The sequence below is a fragment of the Thermoanaerobacter sp. YS13 genome (assembly GCF_000806225.2).
GTDB lineage: Bacteria > Bacillota > Thermoanaerobacteria > Thermoanaerobacterales > Thermoanaerobacteraceae > Thermoanaerobacter > Thermoanaerobacter uzonensis.
This window is the reverse complement of the sequence record NZ_JOOI01000001.1, coordinates 22629-42725: the sequence shown is the minus strand read 5'-3', so window position 1 is coordinate 42725 and position 20097 is coordinate 22629. Positions and strand designations below refer to the sequence as shown.

General features: G+C 32.2%; 9 protein-coding genes and 6 pseudogenes. 2 read left to right on the top strand and 13 right to left on the bottom strand.

Translation table 11 applies throughout. The features are described from left to right. Positions 1–144: 144 nt before the first annotated feature. Positions 145–4970 (bottom strand): annotated as a pseudogene (locus THYS13_RS00180) (DEAD/DEAH box helicase). A gap of 28 nt (positions 4971–4998) precedes the next feature. After that, on the bottom strand, positions 4999–8811 hold the full coding sequence (locus tag THYS13_RS00175; protein WP_052210433.1) for a hypothetical protein: 3813 nt from the start codon (positions 8809–8811) through the stop codon (positions 4999–5001). Positions 8812–9087: 276 nt separating this feature from the next. On the opposite strand from THYS13_RS00175, the gene THYS13_RS00170 reads away from it, so the two are divergent. Next, the gene (locus THYS13_RS00170) at positions 9088–9660 is read left to right on the top strand and encodes a Uma2 family endonuclease (RefSeq protein WP_042832603.1); all 573 of its coding nucleotides are present in this window, start codon (positions 9088–9090) and stop codon (positions 9658–9660) included. 81 nt (positions 9661–9741) lie between these two features. Here THYS13_RS00170 and THYS13_RS14745 read toward each other — a convergent pair. After that, positions 9742–10897: pseudogene (locus THYS13_RS14745) on the bottom strand (plasmid pRiA4b ORF-3 family protein). Between the two features lie 120 nt (positions 10898–11017). Further along, positions 11018–11203: pseudogene (locus THYS13_RS13730) on the bottom strand (SdpI family protein); the annotation flags it as partial. A gap of 582 nt (positions 11204–11785) precedes the next feature. Here THYS13_RS13730 and THYS13_RS00160 point away from each other — a divergent pair. Next, positions 11786–12100: a hypothetical protein gene (locus THYS13_RS00160; RefSeq protein ID WP_042832602.1), complete on the top strand. Its 315-nt coding sequence runs from the start codon at positions 11786–11788 to the stop codon at positions 12098–12100. 114 nt (positions 12101–12214) lie between these two features. On the opposite strand, the pseudogene THYS13_RS00155 reads toward THYS13_RS00160, so the two are convergent. The 9 genes and pseudogenes from THYS13_RS00155 to THYS13_RS14865 all read right to left on the bottom strand — a co-directional run bounded on the left by THYS13_RS00155 (position 12215) and on the right by THYS13_RS14865 (position 20052). Next, positions 12215–12873 (bottom strand): annotated as a pseudogene (locus THYS13_RS00155) (SdpI family protein). Between the two features lie 277 nt (positions 12874–13150). Beyond that, positions 13151–13687: pseudogene (locus THYS13_RS14870) on the bottom strand (transposase); the annotation flags it as partial. 53 nt (positions 13688–13740) lie between these two features. Next, positions 13741–14169 (bottom strand): hypothetical protein, encoded by a 429-nt coding sequence (locus THYS13_RS14480; RefSeq protein ID WP_042832600.1) that lies wholly within the window; start codon positions 14167–14169, stop codon positions 13741–13743. Positions 14170–14260: 91 nt separating this feature from the next. Next, complete coding sequence (locus tag THYS13_RS14475; RefSeq protein WP_235603169.1) at positions 14261–14431, bottom strand: hypothetical protein; 171 nt, start codon at positions 14429–14431, stop codon at positions 14261–14263. 11 nt (positions 14432–14442) lie between these two features. Beyond that, on the bottom strand, positions 14443–14853 hold the full coding sequence (locus tag THYS13_RS00140) for a protein-export chaperone SecB (protein ID WP_042832599.1): 411 nt from the start codon (positions 14851–14853) through the stop codon (positions 14443–14445). Between the two features lie 13 nt (positions 14854–14866). After that, positions 14867–15514, bottom strand: coding sequence for a hypothetical protein (locus THYS13_RS00135; protein ID WP_042832598.1), 648 nt, complete (start codon positions 15512–15514; stop codon positions 14867–14869). A gap of 188 nt (positions 15515–15702) precedes the next feature. Beyond that, complete coding sequence (locus tag THYS13_RS00130) at positions 15703–16563, bottom strand: hypothetical protein (RefSeq protein WP_042832597.1); 861 nt, start codon at positions 16561–16563, stop codon at positions 15703–15705. A 1-nt stretch (position 16564) separates the two neighbouring features. Then, positions 16565–18811, bottom strand: coding sequence for an ATP-binding protein (locus THYS13_RS00125; RefSeq protein ID WP_042832596.1), 2247 nt, complete (start codon positions 18809–18811; stop codon positions 16565–16567). Next, positions 18792–20052 (bottom strand): annotated as a pseudogene (locus THYS13_RS14865) (SIR2 family protein). Before THYS13_RS14865 ends, THYS13_RS00125 begins: the two are co-directional and overlap by 20 nt. Positions 20053–20097: the final 45 nt, after the last annotated feature.

The window sequence follows — 20097 nt, the reverse complement described above, 5'->3', positions numbered from 1 at the left end:
ATCTTATAAATCACATGTTTAGAATAATAGGTTTTTACCCTATCTTCATTTTACCTTTCTATTTCTCAAAAACTAGCATGAGCATTAAAAATTTTTAATAGAAAGAGTGTAAAAATAATACTTTCATATCAAATCAAAACTCTTTTACATCATACCCTTCAAAAGCTCAGAAACAAACTCTATTACATACCTTCTCTTCAATATATCATGACAGTAGTAATTAGTATAATTTCTTAAACAACTATAACAGCTTGCATCTCCTTCTTTGCCCCCACATTCACAACTCGAAACAACTTCTAATGTTTTTTTGAGCACTTTCATAAAATTTTCTTCTTCTGCAATTCTTTTAACCTGTCCTGCTCCACCGGGTACATCATCAAACAATACTATAGCAGGTGTTTTGGGATCTCCTGTATACGAATATAACGTACCATCAACATCCTGCCTATCAATTTCCAGAGCTTTACATGCTCCCTCTATCAAACCATAAAGCAGCGATTCCCAGAATCCCTCTCTTTCGTCATTATATCCTATAAATTTCAGAGAAAGTATATCAGTTGAAAATTCATACCCTAGTGAATAACGGGAAAAAGTTCCTTTACAATCTTTGCCCATTCTCGTCTTATGCTCACCTATAGGCTTCCCATCATAAACCTTCGCATATCCGCAACTTTCACAAACAACAAATCCCGCTCCTTTGCCATTATTTACAACAGCCAGTTTCCCATTACCAGCCTTTATCTCTATATCTATACCGTTTAAATTTGTAGATAATGCTTTTTCTACCTTTCCCTCCTGGGCAAAATATTTACGTGTAGTATAAGTTTTTTCTGGCCTCATTAAACCAGGTTTTTTAGGAGGACCAGCCACAAATCCAAATTCAGGCGTTATAAATGTACCACTGCGCCGAATTTTATTACCACATGAAGGACAAAAATCAAATTTTGTCTCCTTATCTGCTATATCACTGTAATAACGCCCACAATAATCGCAAATTGCATAATTATATTTTATAGGTTCTCTATCAGGTAATTTTTTAATATATTGACTTGTCCACAACTTACCACCCGCCACTACTTGGCTTTCGGGAGCATACTCAGATAAAGCTATCTTTAAGTCTCTTGTAAGTTCCAGTCCCTTAGCTTCTTCCCCGTGATGGTGTATCTCTAGCTCTACTACATCAACAGGAAATCCATATTTTGGTATAACATTAGATTGAGAAAGAAAATCTATTACATAGCGCCCCTCTAAAGTATTAATCACTCGCCTTATAAAATCAGCCTTATTATACTTCTTCTCTTGGCTGTATTGTTTTTCTATTATTTCTAATTCTTCTATATCCTTCTTGAGTCTGTTCTCTGCTTTTCTTAAAACTCCTTCTTTTCCTATCAATCCTTCCACCCAGCTCCAATCTTCAATGCCAATCTTTTTATGCATATTTACTGGCACAATCCTCATAAGGCTTTCTTTTAATTCATTAGGCTTCGCCTTTAGAAAATTTTTTATAATTTCAAAAGTTGAACTATTCTTCCTAAAAAATTCTTTAACTTTTCCAAAATATTCCAGATTATTCCTCCAGAATAAAGCCAATGCTACTGCATAGACGTGCCTTTTTACAATTTTCTCATTTGTTATTTCAATATGAGGAGTTTGAATTTTACCATTCACAATATCTAAAGGATTAACAAAATGAGTAAAATCGTGGGAACGTCTCTGCGCAAAAGTAAGCACAAAAGCAGTCGAACTTGTCCTTCTACCTGCTCGCCCCGCCCTCTGAATATAATTGGCAGGAGTAGGAGGAACATTTCGCATAAATACCGTTTCTAATTCTCCAACGTCTACCCCCAATTCAAAAGTAGTAGAACAGCTTAAAACATTTACCTCACCCTCATAAAACCTTTTTTGAACATTTCCTGCCTCTTCAGTAGTAAGTTGAGCGGTATGCTCACTACTTTTTAATGTCAAAGGTAAAATATCAAGATAAAGCTTTCTGTAATGATGGTCTTTCAACTCCTCTTCGGGATTGCACTCTACTAAATGCCCATCGCATCTATAATTTGGACAAACTCCTCCCACGTTGTGAAGTGAAAGCCTGTTGCACTTACTGCATTTATACCATTTTACAGATTTGTTAACAACCCCTGGAACCAATCTCCAGTATCTCAAATCTAAACGATATCCTTCTTGTGGACTTCCAGAAAAATATTTTCTAAAAGGTGATTTATCCGCAATCAACAATTTTCCCCAAATCTTTGCCAAAAAATCTTTTAGCTTTTCTACATCCACTTCCTGACCCTTAGATGCAGCAAGTCGCATCAAAAAATCTATACGCGAATTCGTTCTCCCACTGGAAGCTGGAATCCAACTATATTTATTAGGCTCTTTCGCCTCCATCTTGAAATAAAACTCCCTATTTAGAGGCTTAAAAAATTCATCCTGCGGACTAACACTATCATGAAATAATACAGCCCCATTTTTCCTCATAATGTCTAATAAAATCATAATAAGTTCCGTAGCTTCTCTTTCTGTCAAATTTATATATCCTTCAGTTAATGCTTTTGGAGGACGCCAATTTTCAGGTAATACAGGTTCAAAACCTAAAAGTCCTAAAGACTCTAAATTTGTTTCTCCACCTCTCCCCAAAAACTCATACAATACCCATTTCCATGCCTTTTCTTCTAGCTGCTGTAAACTCAGTTCAGGAAAAATATTTAATTCTTTTAGCATTTTCTTTACATATTCTACTAGATCCTCTACGCGCCATTCATTTTTAATTACTTTTTCTTTATACTTTTCCAAAGTCATTATAATTAAACGCCTCTGCAAAATTTGATCATATGAAGATTGTAGATAAGTAGCGAAAAATGCAGCATCATGTCTACTATCAGAAAAAATTAGCATCCTCCGATTATTTGTTATTACAGAAAAGTTTTCATTACTATCAATTGTACTCCATTCATCATCTGCCTCTTCTACTTTTTCTTCCTTTCTATCAGGTATCTGCTGGTACAAAGCCGTGGCTAAAACACTTGTTGCAGCATCATGCCCCAAAAGAAAACGTCTGGCAATAGATCCTGTTGTATTAATAGAACCACAAGCAGGACATTTATGCAACATACCATTTTTACTAGAACTTTTTATTACTCGAACCTTGTACTCGTCACCACAATTACAAAGACTTCCTATTTCATTAGCAGGCCTAATAGCACCACATTTTCCACAAAGAATCCATTCTTCCTCTTTAAACGCAATTTCACTTTCTCCTCCTGCCAGAACAATTTCATCTTCATTATCTGGTACTAGACCCTTATCTTCGAGAAGTAAAAAATATTCTAAATTCGCTTCATTCTCATAATAACGGCTGCCAGGTTGGTATAAAAATTTCTTTCCATCTTTTAATTTTAATTCTCCAACCAAATATATAGAATTACATCTAGAACAAGTAGCAATCTCAAAAACCCTATAATGCTCTCCCTTATTGTCTGACACCCATTCCCTCCTTTTTAAGAAAATACGCTTATTCGGAAATAAAGAAATAAACCCTCCTTCTAATGCTCTTACAAACAAATGATATCTAGCCGGCAGTAAAGGCTGTTCATTAATTCCCATTCTAGCATTATTAGCTAAATGTACTAGTGCAGCCAAATATTGCTCCTTATTTTCTTCCGTCCCAAACAATTCTTCTGCAGCTTGTGATAAATAGCACGGTCTATTTTCCAGCATATTTTGCAAAGTTATGAGTCTTTCATCCTTTTGAAGAATCAAATACAAAAACTTTTCCCACTTGCCGTTACAATTATTTAGTGCATTTTTCAAAACATCATTAGGTATGCCTAAACTTTCTCCCTCTTTTACTAGCAAAGAAATCTTATCTTTTTCTTCTCCATCAATAATATCAGCCCATTTTTTATATAAAAGGCATTTTGGTTTCCCCCAGCTTTCTTTCGAAATTACCAAACTTTTCTTTTTCCCTATTATCACATCCTGACGTATAGGATCATTTTCAACCCACTCAAATTTTTCATCAAAAAGCTTCTGAGCAAATTCTGTAACCTTTTTGAAATCTTTATCAGTATTTCCAACCAAAGTAGCACTCGTACCTATACATTGTAAAATCCCTTTCCTACTTTTTACTATCCTATCTTTTAACCTTCTTAAAAGAATAGCAAGCTCAATTCCTTTTGCACCTGTATAAATGTGTATTTCATCAATAACAATAAATTTCCAATCTTTTGCATATTCCCCATCGAAAAATACATTATCTTCTGGCCGCAACAATAAGTACTCAAGCATAGCATAATTTGTAAGGAGAATATGAGGAGGAGATTTGTGCATCCTTTCTCTTGACAGTATCTCATTGGACAGCGATTCATCGCCTGGATTCATCTTCTTAAATCTTTCTACAGCCTTCTTCTCTTCATACTCCGTTTCACCCGTATAACTGCCAAAAGTAATATAAGGATAGTTCTTTAATAACCCACGTAATCTTTTAAGTTGGTCATTCGCCAGGGCATTCTAGGATATAAAAGCAAAGCCCTAACTCCTGGAGTTAGCTTCCCTTCTTCTTTTTGCCTGAACAAATAATTTAAAATAGGAATCAAAAAAGACTCTGTCTTCCCACTACCTGTACCTGTCGCAATAATCAAATTTCTCTTGTTACTGATAAGCTTTCTAATTGTAATTTCCTGATGCACATATAAATTACGCTCTAAAGGCAATTCACCAGTAGAAAGCCTATAAAATTCCCGAGATAAAATACCTTCTTCTATCAAATTATTTATAGATCTACCACTTTCAAAAGGAGGGGTAGCTTCTAAAATTGGACCTTTTACAAATCCTTCAAATTCTTCAAGTTCTTTTTTAAACTGTTCCTTTAAGTTATCATCATTAAAAGAAAAAGTAGTAGCAAGATAGTCTAAATATCTACTAACAACAGTATTTGTAGTTTTAATCGGATCTAACCTTGTCATTTTCTCCTCTCCTTATTCTAACAAATATCTACTCTGGCAGTATAACTTCTTTCCCGCATTCCTTATGTCCATCAGTTTCAGAAAAAATAACCTTACATCTTCTGTAGTATGTAAAACCATCATTGTCTTTATCTATCAAATAAGGTAATTTATTGAAATAATCCGGATTCATTCCAAAATAAAACTTACAGGGGTTATACTTAAGCTCAACAACTTCGCCATTATCATTAAAAGTACATACATAACCTTCAAATTCTATCCCTTCTACAAAACTCATAAGCACTTTAATATCCTGGATCCAGTAATATCTTTCAAGTAATACTCTGGTGCCGTCCACTTCATACTCAATAATATCTAGGCCTTTTTGTTGCAATACTTCTATGATCTCTTCTCTATCTCCGATTATAATATCAAAACAATTTCTCTCCCCTTCTTCTGGCAAAGAAATTTCTTCATCAAACCATGGATCTTCTATATTAAATTCCAATCTATATTTCCCTAATGGCAATCTCTCTAAATCCTCAATAAATTCTACTTCATTTTCACCATCGGAAATTTTCCTTTCAATTTTCTCTATCGCTTCATCGTCCAGATAACACAATCTCACAACCCTACCAGAAACTTTGCCCAAATCCTTCCATTGAATAAATACCCTTCTTTTATCATTTTCTCTTTTTTGTTCTATTCTAACATTTACAACTTCCCAGTGAACTCTTATTCTTGTCAATAAAAACGATGTTATGTCGTTATTCTCAAAGGATAAAATCAAATCCCAAACTGACTTTTTGCCTTTTTCTCTGATGTCATAAATGATATCGCTGAGCTGCCTCAAATTAAATACGATACTATCTTTTGCTTTTTTGGGCATAATAGCTGCACCAGTTGAAGATAATACAAGTTTTGCTCCTATCCCCTGTAAAAAGTGAGGCAATTTAACCTCCAGTTCTCCTATATCTTCATACCAAATCTCTCCTATCTCACTCGACCATTCAATACCATCCCTGAGCCGCCAGTAAATTTTGGGAATATTTATTGTAAGTTTGATATTAAACTCTTTTTCTTCTAAAAAATATGTCAACATAATTTCAATACTGTCATATTTTGTATCAAATTTTACAATATTTTTATGAAAACTACTCTCTATAACTTCATCTCCCCTAACTTCAAACTCATATTTTGAAGTCAATATAATTTTCCCAAAATTTCTTTTCCCTTTCTCAGCGGGCGGATACAAATACCTATCAAATTCCAATTGTAAATCTGGCACAAGTGCAAATTCTTCACTCCAAATAATATCTTGTTTATAAACTAATGCCACCTTATACATTCCATAAAGTTCTGAAGCAAGCAGATCTAAAGGAATAACTACAATATCCTCTCCTTTTATAATATTACTAATTTCCTTTAGAGACTTAAAAATACTGCTTCCTGAAACTTCCACCTTTATACCATAAAACTCTATATCTTCTATTGAATTTATTGAAAATACTAGGTGTGGTAATTTTCCATTATAAACCGATTTCCCCCAAGCGCTTGCCTCTTCTACTATATCTCCACCAATTAATTGAGGCCTTAAACTGGAAGGTTTTTTTAAAACGAACTCCTCCCCTTCTACTTCTATGGAAAACATCTCAATATCACTCAAATCAACATAAATATATTCATAATTAGACCATTCACCTATTAGCCTTCCCCTTTCTCTAACTGCTAAAGAAGGACTTATCTTGCTTCCATAAGCGGTAACTATGTAAACTCCCTCTTCCGGAAGATATAAACTTTCTAATAACTTCTTTTCAACTGAAAAAAGCAAACATCTATTATGCCAGATTCCCGTTATATTCCATTCAGCTACTTTATCTCCCTGTCTAAGCTCAAAATGATAAAATTCTCTTGGCTTTTCTAAAACCTCCGATATTATTTCCGTTTGATATTCATTGCCAAATTTTTTAATCGCTACTTTTATATCCTTAACTTCCATATTATCCTCTTTAATTCTGAATACTAAAGGGTACCCATTGCTCAATACTTGTTTTGGCAGTTCCACTTTTATAACTCTTTCAACAGTATCAAGTTTTATAAGAGGTTTACGCAAAATTAAATCATTCTCATCCTTTGCTCTCCTGTTTTTTTCTCTTTCTACAGTCAACTTTTCCTTCCCTTCTTCTTCCCACCATCTCTTCAATTCATTTTTAATCCTCTTAGGCAAACGAACATCCTCTGCTTCCTCTCCTCGCTCTAACATCCCCACATATACTAAAGATTGAAAAACGAAGTCCTCAGCAATCTCCCCACCTTGAAATATAAAAAGGCGCGTAGATTCATTCAAAAAATACAAGGGATTATTCAACTTCCCGAATCCATCAGCATATTCTTTCTTTTTGTCTTGTACTTCAGTAAGCAGATTTTTTACTTCCTCTTCATCTGCGTACTTCCAAATTAATGAAAAATTCTGCCATAAAGTTTCTAGAGGATATTCACTTTCTATTCCCTTTTTAACTTCTTTTATTTCTAAGCGTAATCTTCTCTGTTCTTCTAATATTTCAAGTCCTTCTTCTACCTTGCCTTTTCCTACCACTTTCAAATTCTGTCCATAAAAATTTATTTCCCCTTCAAGCTCAAATAATCTTCTTTTTATATCCTCTAAAATTTCCTTGGAAATCTTTTCATAAGTCGTTGCCGCGGCTTCTTCTTCAGCCTCATTCATTAAATTTTTGCGTCTACGTAATAATTCCTGTAATTCTCTTATGTACCTTATTATTTCAAAAGAATAATTTTCCAATAAATTCTCTTTCAATGGCAATTTTTCTAAGTTAGCTTTCAATCTGCTCCCACTATTCAGCATCTTATAATATCCAGCTGGCATGATAAGTCTCATTAACACTCCAAATAAGCCTCCGTATCTTTTTTTAAAATTCCAGTAAGTTGTGAAATTGTTTTCAATTTCATCAATAGAAAGTTGTACTACAACCTCTGCTAAATCATCCCTCCAATAGCTCAAAAAAGAGTAAGCAATGTCTATTATTCGCTTTTCTACTTCTTCGTATTCTTTTTCAAAAATTTCTTTTTTCTCCAAGACATCGCGAATCTCATTTAATTGGGCATTTAATTTTTCTTTTTCTTTCCTTGATTCATCCAACCAACCCTCTGGCTTAGATAAAAGCACTTTTAGCTCTGGAACTCTCTTAAGTCCCTTTAGCAATTCTCTAAGCCTTAGCAATCTATTTTTATTTTTTAACACATCAAATGCAATTTGTAATTCTTTTTCTTTTTTATCTAACTCTTTTAGCTTCTTTTCTTTTGCCATATATAATTGATATTCTTTTCTCCAAGCAGATACTATATGCCTTACTTCATCCAAAGTTATAGATAACTCTAATTCCTGCCTATCTCCATAAATTCTAAAAACAACATTTGAAAAGTAGTCGCCAAGATAAAAATTAGGAACACATCCATGAGCTAAAATTGACATGATATAACGTAGCTTATCTTTGAAATCTAGTAGTCTATATTTCTTAACTGTTTTTAAAAAAATTTCTCCCAATCGTCTTTGCCACGATACCTGTTGGGATGGCAATCGTAACATCTTATACACAGGCGTCCAAAAATTTCCTTCCTGATAGTATAAAATACCTACCCATACGAGAAAAACTGATATAGCAAGTGATTCAGAAATATTAAAATCTGGTTTTACAAGTTCTTTAGAAATTAGCCCGGCCATATGATCAATCTCATCTGGATCCAATTCAATATAGCCTAAAATTTCCTTATTTTTTGACAGGCTAAGCACATCCTCAAAATATCTATCACATTCCTCCAAGTAATTACAATCTCTTATCCTCATTATCTCTCCCCCATCTAAAAACACATTATAAAAAAAATTTCTCGTTTTAATTTAATTTTACCATCTTATAAACCAAAATCCAATTGAAATATTAAGAAAATTTCGTCATATTTCGACAAGGTTAACACAGCAACTTTTAAAGTATTGTTCTTTACAAACTAGACAGTAAAAATATAGTTTGTATATTTAACATACGTATAATATAATAGAATCAAAAAGACTTCTCTGTGAAAACATAGAACTGCACTGTCTAAAAAAATTTAAGGAGTGTCAATTATGTCTTTAACAGAAAGAAAAAAAGTTTATACTTACGAGGATTATTTAAACTGGCCAGGTGTGCATAAAATAGAAATAATTGACGGACAGGTTTACTTGCACACTGTTCCACCAAGAATACATCAAGAAATCTCTGGAGCAATAGTCTATCAATTTTCTAATTACCTGAAAGATAAAAAATGTGAAGTTTATTTTCGCCTTGGAGTAAGATTACCATCGGGTAATGAAAAAAGCGATAAAGAAATAAAAACTGTTGTAGAACCTGATATTATAGTAGTCTGCGATAAATCAAAATTAGATGATGAAGGGTGCAAAGGTGCTCCTGATTTGATTGTTGAAATTATTTCTCCTTCCACTGCAAGGATAGATAAAGTAGAAAAATTTAACTTATACGAAAAACATGGAGTAAAAGAATACTGGATAGTAGAACCAGAAATAAAATTGGTAACAGTATTCCTGCTTCAGGAAAATGGTAGATACGGCAGGCCAAACATATACACGGAAGAAGATAAAATTAAAGTCTCTATTTTTGAAGACCTTGTAATAGACTTAAAAGATGTGTTCAACTTTTAAAGTAATTCTTTTCTGACAGATCTTTTTGTAGAGCTTTGATAGTTCCTTACTATCATAGAGTCGATAATAACATTAAACCTTTCATAGTAAAAAAGAATCATACACAAATTTAATATTTTTGTTTACTTCCCTAATATTAAAATCCTTATATCCTTGATACTCGCCCCAAACCAGTGTACTCTCATATTCTGGATTATTTTTATCAGAAATTATTTCCAAAAATTTATCATAGCCATATTCACCGCCTACATCTTCAGGCGGGGGCATTTCCTTCTCCATCAACACAAATAGCATAATTTTTATCATAATCCTCTATCACTCTCTCTACTTCGATATAATGCCGCCAATTATCTCCAAAGTCATAAACATATAACAACCTTTTGCACTGTGGAATATACTCTGATAACTTTATTCCCTTTTCTAATCTCATTTCTATACCATCATCGTTTGGGTAATCAAAAGCTTCTTCATCGCCGACCAAATTTACAACTGGTTTATACCTTGCTTTATTGTAAGAAGGATGATTAATAAATGAGATATCCTGCATCTCATCTCCGTAAATGAAAAATTCGTAAAGATGATAATCCAGCCAGCCAAAAGCAGCCTGAAGTACTTTGTGAAACTGTGTAAATGTAGTATTTAAAGGAACAATAAGCCTGCGCCAAATATTATGATTCTCCATTTTAAGTGTCACTTTTAACTCTACTGCCTTGCATTTAAAAATGGGTCTTTTTGCAAAAATTTCTAAATCTTTAAGCATTTCTTTGCTTGGAGATATATAACCTTCTCCTCCCTGTTTTCTTACCAAATAGCGACTCGCTATTTTGCTTACAAAGGTTTGATAAATGGTATTGTCCAAAAGCAACTCTTCATAATAGGGTACTATATTACAAGCTGTATTTAATTTCCCTACATAACTACTATTTTTTGTTTTACCATATAAAATTTCTCCCGATTGTCTTACATACTCTTCCACAATATCTTCATCAATACATTCATCTAATAACGTCAAGCGAATAGCATTTAAAATAGCCTCATCAAACCTTTCAAAATCCTTTGCTTTAAGTCCATATAAAACAACCACATACCTGTTTTTATCATTTACAAGGATTACAGTCTTTCTTCGATCTAAGGTGATCAAATTCGCATGCCAAGAAAATAACAAATTTTCTTCTTCATATGAAACGGGTTTTCTCTCTATCACATCCAACAACTTTTTTGTACATTGTATTAACATAGCCTATCACACCTATCCCTATAATAATTCTATTTATCTCAATTTCTTAAGACAAGTCCCTGTGTCCACTTACCCTTATAACCATATCATAAAAAACTTTAATGCAATCTCATCCATCCTCTACTTTCCTTTGTTTTTAAAAATTATATAAGAATGTACAATCGGTACTATAACAGCAGTAATTAGCAACACAAACATAAAAACAGTCACCCATATGCCTCCAAAAAAGGAAGCAAATAAGCCAATAATACCTGCAATGAGCCATAGTTTTCCAGCTAGCTGATGTGTATTATTCCATACCTCTTCATAATTAATTTAATCTAATTTTTGTCAATTCATTTTAGTTAGGTATTATATTTAATCAAGTATTTTTTCTACGAATATCCCCCTTTAAAATCTAAGATTTTCAACTCTTAAATAAATTTACATTCCGGTTAATCAATACTATAATCTCTTATGAATAAGGCAACAACAGCAATAACTGTCACTTATCGGAGAGAGATAAAAAATGCTAGGAAGTGGGTCTATTCTCATGATACATGAACTCAGAGTAAAATGCAAGAGTATTCGTGCAATTTCACAAGAAATAGAGCATTCATTTCCTTTGTTCCTAAAAAGCACCATACCATGATTTTGTCTCTAATACAAAAATTCCGTTTGTATTTAATACAAGTAAAAGCCAATATGAATATCAAAAATATTCCGACATATCTTATTAAAAATAAAAATTCTCTCTTTCAATTTCTTTAATACAAAGTAAAACTCGTACTTTATCAAGCGTAATGTTTTACCTACTTTTATCCAGAGAAATTTTTACACAAAAATAATTTGTCATATGTGAAACACATATATATTGATGCATAATATGTATATAGGGGGATATCTATAATGTGTTTTGGTAAATTAGCAAACATTATAAAAGGTATTTGTAAAAATAAAAATGAGGGCAGTGATAAAATAACACTGAGCCTTTATGGTCTTAATATAAGCGTCGAGAGAAAAACAAATATCAATATTCCACATGAAGTAACAGTAGTAGTCCCAAGAGTTGAGCTTAGAAAAAAGATAAAAGATAATGAGGAAGAGATAGAGATAATAATGAATAGTATAACTGTTGTGCACTCTCCACACCATGAATTAGCAGGTTCCCCCTCTTCTCCGGTAATTCCTAAGAAGTATTCCCATAAATGCAACAAAAATTGACATTAAAAATCATTGTTATAGTATATTGAGATTAAAAATGCTGTAGCCTCTATAAAAAAGAAGTGTGTACCGGATATAAGCTATTTGGGTGCATAAATTTTTAACATCCATCTTTTACTTTCCTTTGATTTTAAAAGTTATATAAGAATATAAATCGATACTATAACAGAAGTAATTAGCAGCACAAACATAAAAAACACCACAGTACCTTTGAAAAAGGAAGCGAATACTCCAATGATACCCGCAGTAATCCAAACTTTTCCGCCAAACTTATGAGTCTTATCCCATACTTACTCATCTGACAGTGTCCAAGGCACCCTTATACCTACAAAATAATTATGATAAAGCTTACCCATAACACTCCTAAAGCCAATCAAAATGAAAGGAATAACAAGATTGCCTACCATATTCATCTCAATTTTATATCCTAATGCAGAATACGTAGAAGCAAAATATACTGCCATGAAAATAATTACCACAACCGCTCTTATTATCCTTTACGCTCCAGCAAATTTGCCGTAATTAGTCCTTTTAGGTTCAATAAGCGGTATAAACAGCATTATAAGGTATATTACTGTAATAATGACAGGCAAAATAAATATCTCAATTTTTGAACCAAACCTATCTACTTGACCATAAATATTCCAATGTATTGGAATTTTAGCCGGTAAACGTCCAAAAATGGCAAATGTAAAAATCCATATTAATATGATAATGCCAATTATCCACCAATCCTTTTTTATCTCATATTTGACATTGTAATCTTTAACCATACAAAAACACTCTCCTCAATCCCCGACCGAACTACTTTTTCATTTTCTACTCTGAACATATTGATACTTACTGGATAGTTCTGTCTGAAGAGCTTGTTCAACTTACTTATAGAAATAGAACGGGGAAAAATGCGGGGCGGTACGCAATAAACTTTTGTAAAGTAAAAAAGACGGTACAGTAATACCCAAACCAGAGTTTAATCGGTACAGAAATAATTTTAGTTTGCTTGAATATGACAGAGAAAACCCCAAAAAGATACAGGGATAATGAGTTGGTCAGAAACCTCTCCAAATCTTCTATTTTATCTATTTCAAATATTTTATCGACAATCTTAAGTAGCATTTCCTTACCTGCTCCCTCTATTTTCTTATTCTTCAAGAACACTTCCAAACTTTTTCTCTAACAATTTAAGAACAGTCACCCCTATACCCTTCTCCATACCTTTCTCCATGCCTTTTTTCATACCTTTCTTCATACCTATCTTTTCTCGTTCTTTCATCTCTTGCAATATAGTCTTCTCAAGATTTGATTTCATCTCTTCCACCTCCTCATTTTCATCTATTATTCTTTCGATATTTTCTGGCTCTTCTTCCGGCAATCTAGTTAGTAATATCTTTTTAAAAACTATGCCTTAAATAGCAAACTCTTATCTTTATCCAATTTCTTTAACGTATTTGACAGTTCCTTAAGCCTTGCCATCATTTCTTCGAATTCTACCTTTTGCTCTAATAAAAATACAGACGCTATTAAATTCTCCAACCTTAATAACTCCTCTTTTGTATACCTGTTTACATCTATCAAGGTATATTTAAACTTATTTTATTTTTACAAAAAATGTAAGAACAATAACTCAAGTAATTCTCTCACTAAACTTTGTTTAATAACTCCTTCCCACTAATTATTGATATAAATTCATAATTATTTTTCTTTAAAATATCTTCATAAATAGCAACATTTTTTCTAAACGTAACAATAAAAAACAAACATTTTGGATTTACTTTAAGAGATTCATATACACTTTTAATAAAATTTAACTTTTTTTGACTTGTATGAGATAATTCTTCACTTATAAAAGTCCTAACATCCGTTTTACATTCAATAAATTCACCCTCATCTTCCTTTATATAAATGCAATCCTCATAATACTCCGCAGATTCTCTATTAAAAAATATCAAGTCAAAATCAGCACTTCCTATCTGTTTTTCATCATAAATGAAATTACTCCTGCAAGAATAGTCACAGTTTCTCCCTTCTAAACCAAAAGGTCCTAATTCCTGAGCTATGTATTCCAGCAAATTCCCTTCCTCTTCATAATGCTGAAAATCAAAGTATAATTTTAAAAAAATATCAGCCTCTTCCTCTTTTATAACCTTTGCAATTACAAATCTATCGACTAAAAATTTTTACATTTGTTTCCATTAAACTCTTTTTCTCATCGATTATAATCTTTATAAATAAATCGAAAAATTCCTTATTTTTTAATAAAAAATCACCAAGCTTTTTAATTATATGACCAGCTTGGTAATTTATCTTTCTCCTCTGGATCTTATATCCCATAATAACTTCACCTAAACTATCTTATATGTATTCAAAATAAGCGGCGGCAATCCCATCCTTATTGTCATAGAAGAAATCAATTCACGAGCATAAGGCCAAATATTCAAAGGCAAATTAACTTTAACAAATTTCTCTATTAATTCTTTATCAATTTCTAACGCAGCCTTTAACCCATATAGAGCTCTAAATTCAGCATATATTTCTAATACATTTACATTTTCTGTGGTACCAATTATCTTAAAAATTGCTTTACTATTAAAGCCTTTTTCTTTTATTTCCTCCACTTCAAAAGAATAATTAAAATTTATATTTATACCTTTTTGGAATTTAGTATTGTCATTGGAACGTTTACAATTCAACTCAGATAAATATATACTGAGTAATTCTACGTTTTTTATAAATTCTTTATATTTATCTTCCATCAAAACACCCCTTTTATGCAGCAAAATTATACTCATCACTGTATCGTTGTATTTCCAATGCATCCTTTATTATATAAGCGTTTAAATAATCCTCAAATTGCTTACTATACAAATTTTTAATAAACTTAATTAAATCTTCAGGTATATCTTCATACCAAGTTAACAAGTCGTTGTAAAAAACAATATCTTTTTGATAATTTTTGAAAAGAGAGTATTCCTCTTTATAACTAAAAAGTATTTTCCTTAATCTTTGTAATGAATCATAATTTAGCAAATTTAAATAATCATAGTTAACTATATAATCACACTTATCTTTCAATAATTTTTCTACTCTGTCATATCCCTCATACAAACATTCATAATTGTTTTCCTTTATTGTTTGCCTATCATTTTTCAAATTATTCAGTAGCCAATCAAAAAACTCTTTAATATCATCAACAAGACCTTGTTGTCCATATTCAATATAAAATCCACGAACCATTGATTTTAAACTTTCTCCCCTAATATATTTTTTATTACCTGCATCAATACCAATATGATCGAGAGATTCATATCCCTTAAAATCACTAATAAACCCAAAAATAAAATTAACTGTTAATCCTTTATCAAACATGTTTTCACCTTCTTTTATAACAAAACATACTTGTCCCTTTATTAACATATTATCATACTTCCCTTCCTATGTCTATAACCTCCATGATAATTATTTCCCATATATCGTATTCACATACCTAAAAATTTATGAAAGGGAAGTATTTATAATTTTTTTTTCCTTTTTATTGTCTCTTTAAATTTATTTTTTCAAATTCTCATTCTGTAACTGTTACCCTTAGAAGAGTCACAATAATATTATAAATACTCTCTCTTTTTCTCTTTAAATTCCTTGAGTATCTCTTTCAGATTCTGTGCCCTCCTATCTTTTGAACAAATTAAAAGAGCTTTACTCAAAAAAGATGTATAATTAAACGTTATAACAGCCCATTCATCAGGTATAGTACTATAAAATGGTATTTCCCCTATATCAATTTTTGTGGTTAATTCTCTCCATACAAAATAAGACCATAATATCCATGATATATAAATGTATTTTTTAATATCGGACTTCTTTTTTGTATAAAAACCTATAAAAGTATTGACTAACAATTTTTCAAAATCTAAAAATTCTTCCATTAATAAATTATATAATGCTTCATCAGTTGATTCATTACTTTTCGGTTTTAATCCTATACTCTCTTCTAATAATCTAATCAATATCTTCCTAAAAGCATCAGAAAATGTAAAATACTTTAAATCTAGTAAATTATTATCTGTCAAATCTATTATATCTTCTTCCGTAAATAAGTCCTTTATTATATTAATTGTCTCTTCATCAATATAATTTCCTTTTTTTATACTACTTAATTGAGTTAAAATTTTATAAAGCAATTTTATTCTTAAAGTCTCTCCACTATTCTTTAAATTCTCTAATCTTTTGGTTAATTTATCGTTCTTTTCGGGTTCAGAATGCAATATGGAATCCATATCTTCTTTTACTAAACTTCGAAAGGAAAACCTTACATTAGGTAGTTTTTTCCTTAAACACTCTGATACCTGTTTCCCTTGATTTTCTGTAAACTTTATTAATTCAGTTATTAATTCATTAGCAAGTGGCATATTTAAACCTTTTGTTTTTTCAACACCAGCACCAACAATTAATACGGTATTACCCAATTTAATCTCCCCCTATCTCAATGTTTGGTTCACTCAATGTCACTGCTGCTTCAACATCATTAGCCTTATTCTTTACCTCTGAGGAAATTTCTTTTTTTAAACATCCACCTTGCCAATCATACGCTACCCAGTGCCAGTCTATTTCTCTTTTAACTTCAGACCCCTCCTCATTTTCACCAACCCATACATCCCATAAATCAGGATCATCCGAACGAGGACGCTGAGACTCTGGTAAATCTCTCATTCTAACCAAAACTGGCAATTCTGTCGCCCATCCCAACAGAATAGCCATTTGTGTTGGCAATATAGGAAGTTCACGTAACAATCCTCTCAGATTATCTGATACCAATTTACTGATCATTTCTTGATCACGATCATTTGTGATTCTATGTAAGAGAAAAGTATTGCATTGGGAAAGAACTGTTGGAGATAATTCTGATGGCCTTTGAGAGGAAATCACTAAACTAAGACCAAACTTCCTGCCTTCACGAGCAATTCGTTCAAAGATTTGAGTACACACTTTTGCCGCATTACCATCTTCTTCATCATCTCTATATCGTTTGATAAAAGTATGTGCTTCTTCCATCACCAAAACCGTCGGAAGTGAGCACTTCTTTAATTTTCTATATCGCTGCAATGCTTCAAATATCATCCGAGCAATTACCGCAGTAATTACATAAATAATTTCTGAAGGTACAAGAGACAATTCAATAATAACCACATTACCATTTCCTGCGTTATTTCCTCCTATGTAATCTTCTAGCCATTTTGCAAGTTCGACAGGTTCATCTTTATCATCAATTATGGATTTCAATCTTAGATTCGATAGAAGCATATGTATTCTCATAATTAATGGCTCCAAATATTGGCCGGCATCTTCCTCTATTGAAATACCTTCCAAGTTTTTTACAAAATTTACTGCATCAAAAGCAATAGGTATATCTTCATTTATCTCGTTATTTATCTCATTCATTACATCTGATACACTTCCTAATTTTGCAGCTATTTCTTTTATAATCCTTTCTATTTGTTCTAACTCATCTAAAGAAAACCCTTCAAAATAATACTTGGTATTCCCTAACTCTCCTATTCTTTTATCTTTTATATTTGACTCAATACCATCGATGTAATACTCTAGAACAACATTGTCGATATCTAAAAGAGTTAGTATATTTTCCCCTTTATCTTTCAAATTTTCTATCAGCAGATCAAGATTCTTTCCTAATTGAGTGTAAATATTTTTTTCTGACTTTTGAACAAGTTCTGGACTTTTAGCTCGCCTTAATAACTTTAAAATTACTCTGAGATGTTCTATCAAGTGTGTTTTTAGATCGTCCTGTAAATTTTCATTATAACAATTTAACATCCTTACCTTTCTTAACGCTCTCATAAGCAAAGGTTTCTGTATTTTAGCACTTGCATGAGTAAATGAAAGCCATTCTTCACTATTCCAAAACCATATCGGCACTTTTAACGGATTTTCTCCATTGTTAGTATCCGAACTATCCCCAATATCTACCTTAAAAACTCTAGATTTAACTGAAGACTGCGCGCTATTAAAAGCATACGAATACTCTCCATTTGGATCAAGAATTATAAAACGTGCATTTGGTATTCCTTCTTTATTCTTATTCTTCCTTTCTTTTTGGGCAGCCTCCAATGCCCAATGTATAAGGCCTGCCACAGAACATGATTTCCCACTGCCGGTATTGCCCAAAACCGCCAAATGACGACCAAAAAGTTTATTTGGATCTACATAAATCTCTATATTCCCACCAAAAGGGCTAGTTCCAATTTTTATTCCTCTCGCTTTATTCCCCTCGACTATTGCTTTTATATGTTTTTCTGTAGGTAGCAGCACAGGGGTTCCAACTGTAGGTAAGCTATTGCTTCCTCTTTTGAAATTGTAAATATTATTTTCCTTTTTATATAAAATTCCTAACGGATTAACACTAATTTTTCTTAGAGGAAATGGCAAGTCAACAAGTCCAAAATCCTTCATACCCTGTCTTTTGGGAAAAGCTGCTCGTTCTATAGTTATCCATTCTATTTGTCCTACAAGGTAACCTTCATCTATTGGTATTAACACATAACTATTTACTCTCGGAAAAGGATGGGGATTCCCTGTATTAAGCGAAAGCGAATCCGGTGCTTCGATGTCAAGTAACACTCGTATTTCATCAGGAGATACAAAATCAACACTTCCAATAATTAAATTTTCTGTCCATTCAAATGGTGTGTAGCTCATTTTCTTCCCCACCTTCATTTTTATATTCTTCATCTTGTTCTATTCTGGTTTCCTTTTCACTATTGACATTACTTCCAATATTATCACTATTTGTGATTAAAATTTTTTTAATGAGTTCATCTATCTTAAAAGTAGTAAAATCTATTGTCGATTTTGGCAGATAATTATCAACAAGTAATTGCAAATCAGCAAGCTGGTCTCCAATCAAAATGGTAATTTGTTGTTTTTTTCCTAATCTATCGTATAATGACATAATCCTACCCGTATCATCATCACGAGAGATAATAATAAGGTGAGTGGAGGGAATAGTAAGCATATCTTCAATAATACGATTAATATGCTCATCCCCAAAGCTATATCCATAAGTAACTAGTGTAGTATTAGGTCTACATATAGATGCTGCAAAATCACGGAAAAGTTCCACGTATGGATATTCAGCAGTTTCACGATCTTTAGCAGCATTAGGATAAATCATAAGTTGTTTTATAGTATCACTTTCATTATCATCGATACCCACAGCATCTAAATATGACTGTATTGATTTGGCACCAAAAGGAATGGAAATACGATGTATAGTCCTATTAATATTAAACCAATCAAGCGAGCCATGTAATTTTGTAAAATATGCTACTCCTTCTAAATATCGTGGCTCTCCTCTTATTCCTGGAGGATTATAGTGCATGTCTACTTCCAACCGAGAAGAACGAAAAATTGGTGATAAAGTTCCTATAAATCTATCAATAAGACGTAATCCAGCAATATCAGCGCCCAACTCAATAAAACGGTCATAATTAGTAGTAAAAATATGAAGTCTCTCTCTTGTACCGAATTTTATCTTCTAAATTTGCTTCTCCACGTCCCGCTCTATAAGCAGATTTCTGTGCTTCTTTTTCAATTTTCTCCTTAATTTCTTCAGTAATCCATTCAAATTCTACATTTTTCCATGAAGTCACCTCACATTTAGCTATATTACAAACAACATTAGTTAACCCACTCCCTATTAACAATGATAAATGCTCCGCTTTAAAAAGGGTTGATAGCCATGGCGCAATTCTTTCTCTAAGTTTTTCCTCCCCAAATTTTTCTCCTTTCTTAATCCACGAACTATCTGTAAGGCTTTTAAAATCCTCTCCATTTTTATCCTTTTCATCATTTGTAATTTTGGTAAAGCAGATGGGTTCTTTATCATCCCAACATTTTAATATCTGTACTTTAACTTCATCCTTTTTTTCCTGTGTCATTATTTTTTCCCCCTTGCGCGAAATTGTAAATATTTATTAAACAAG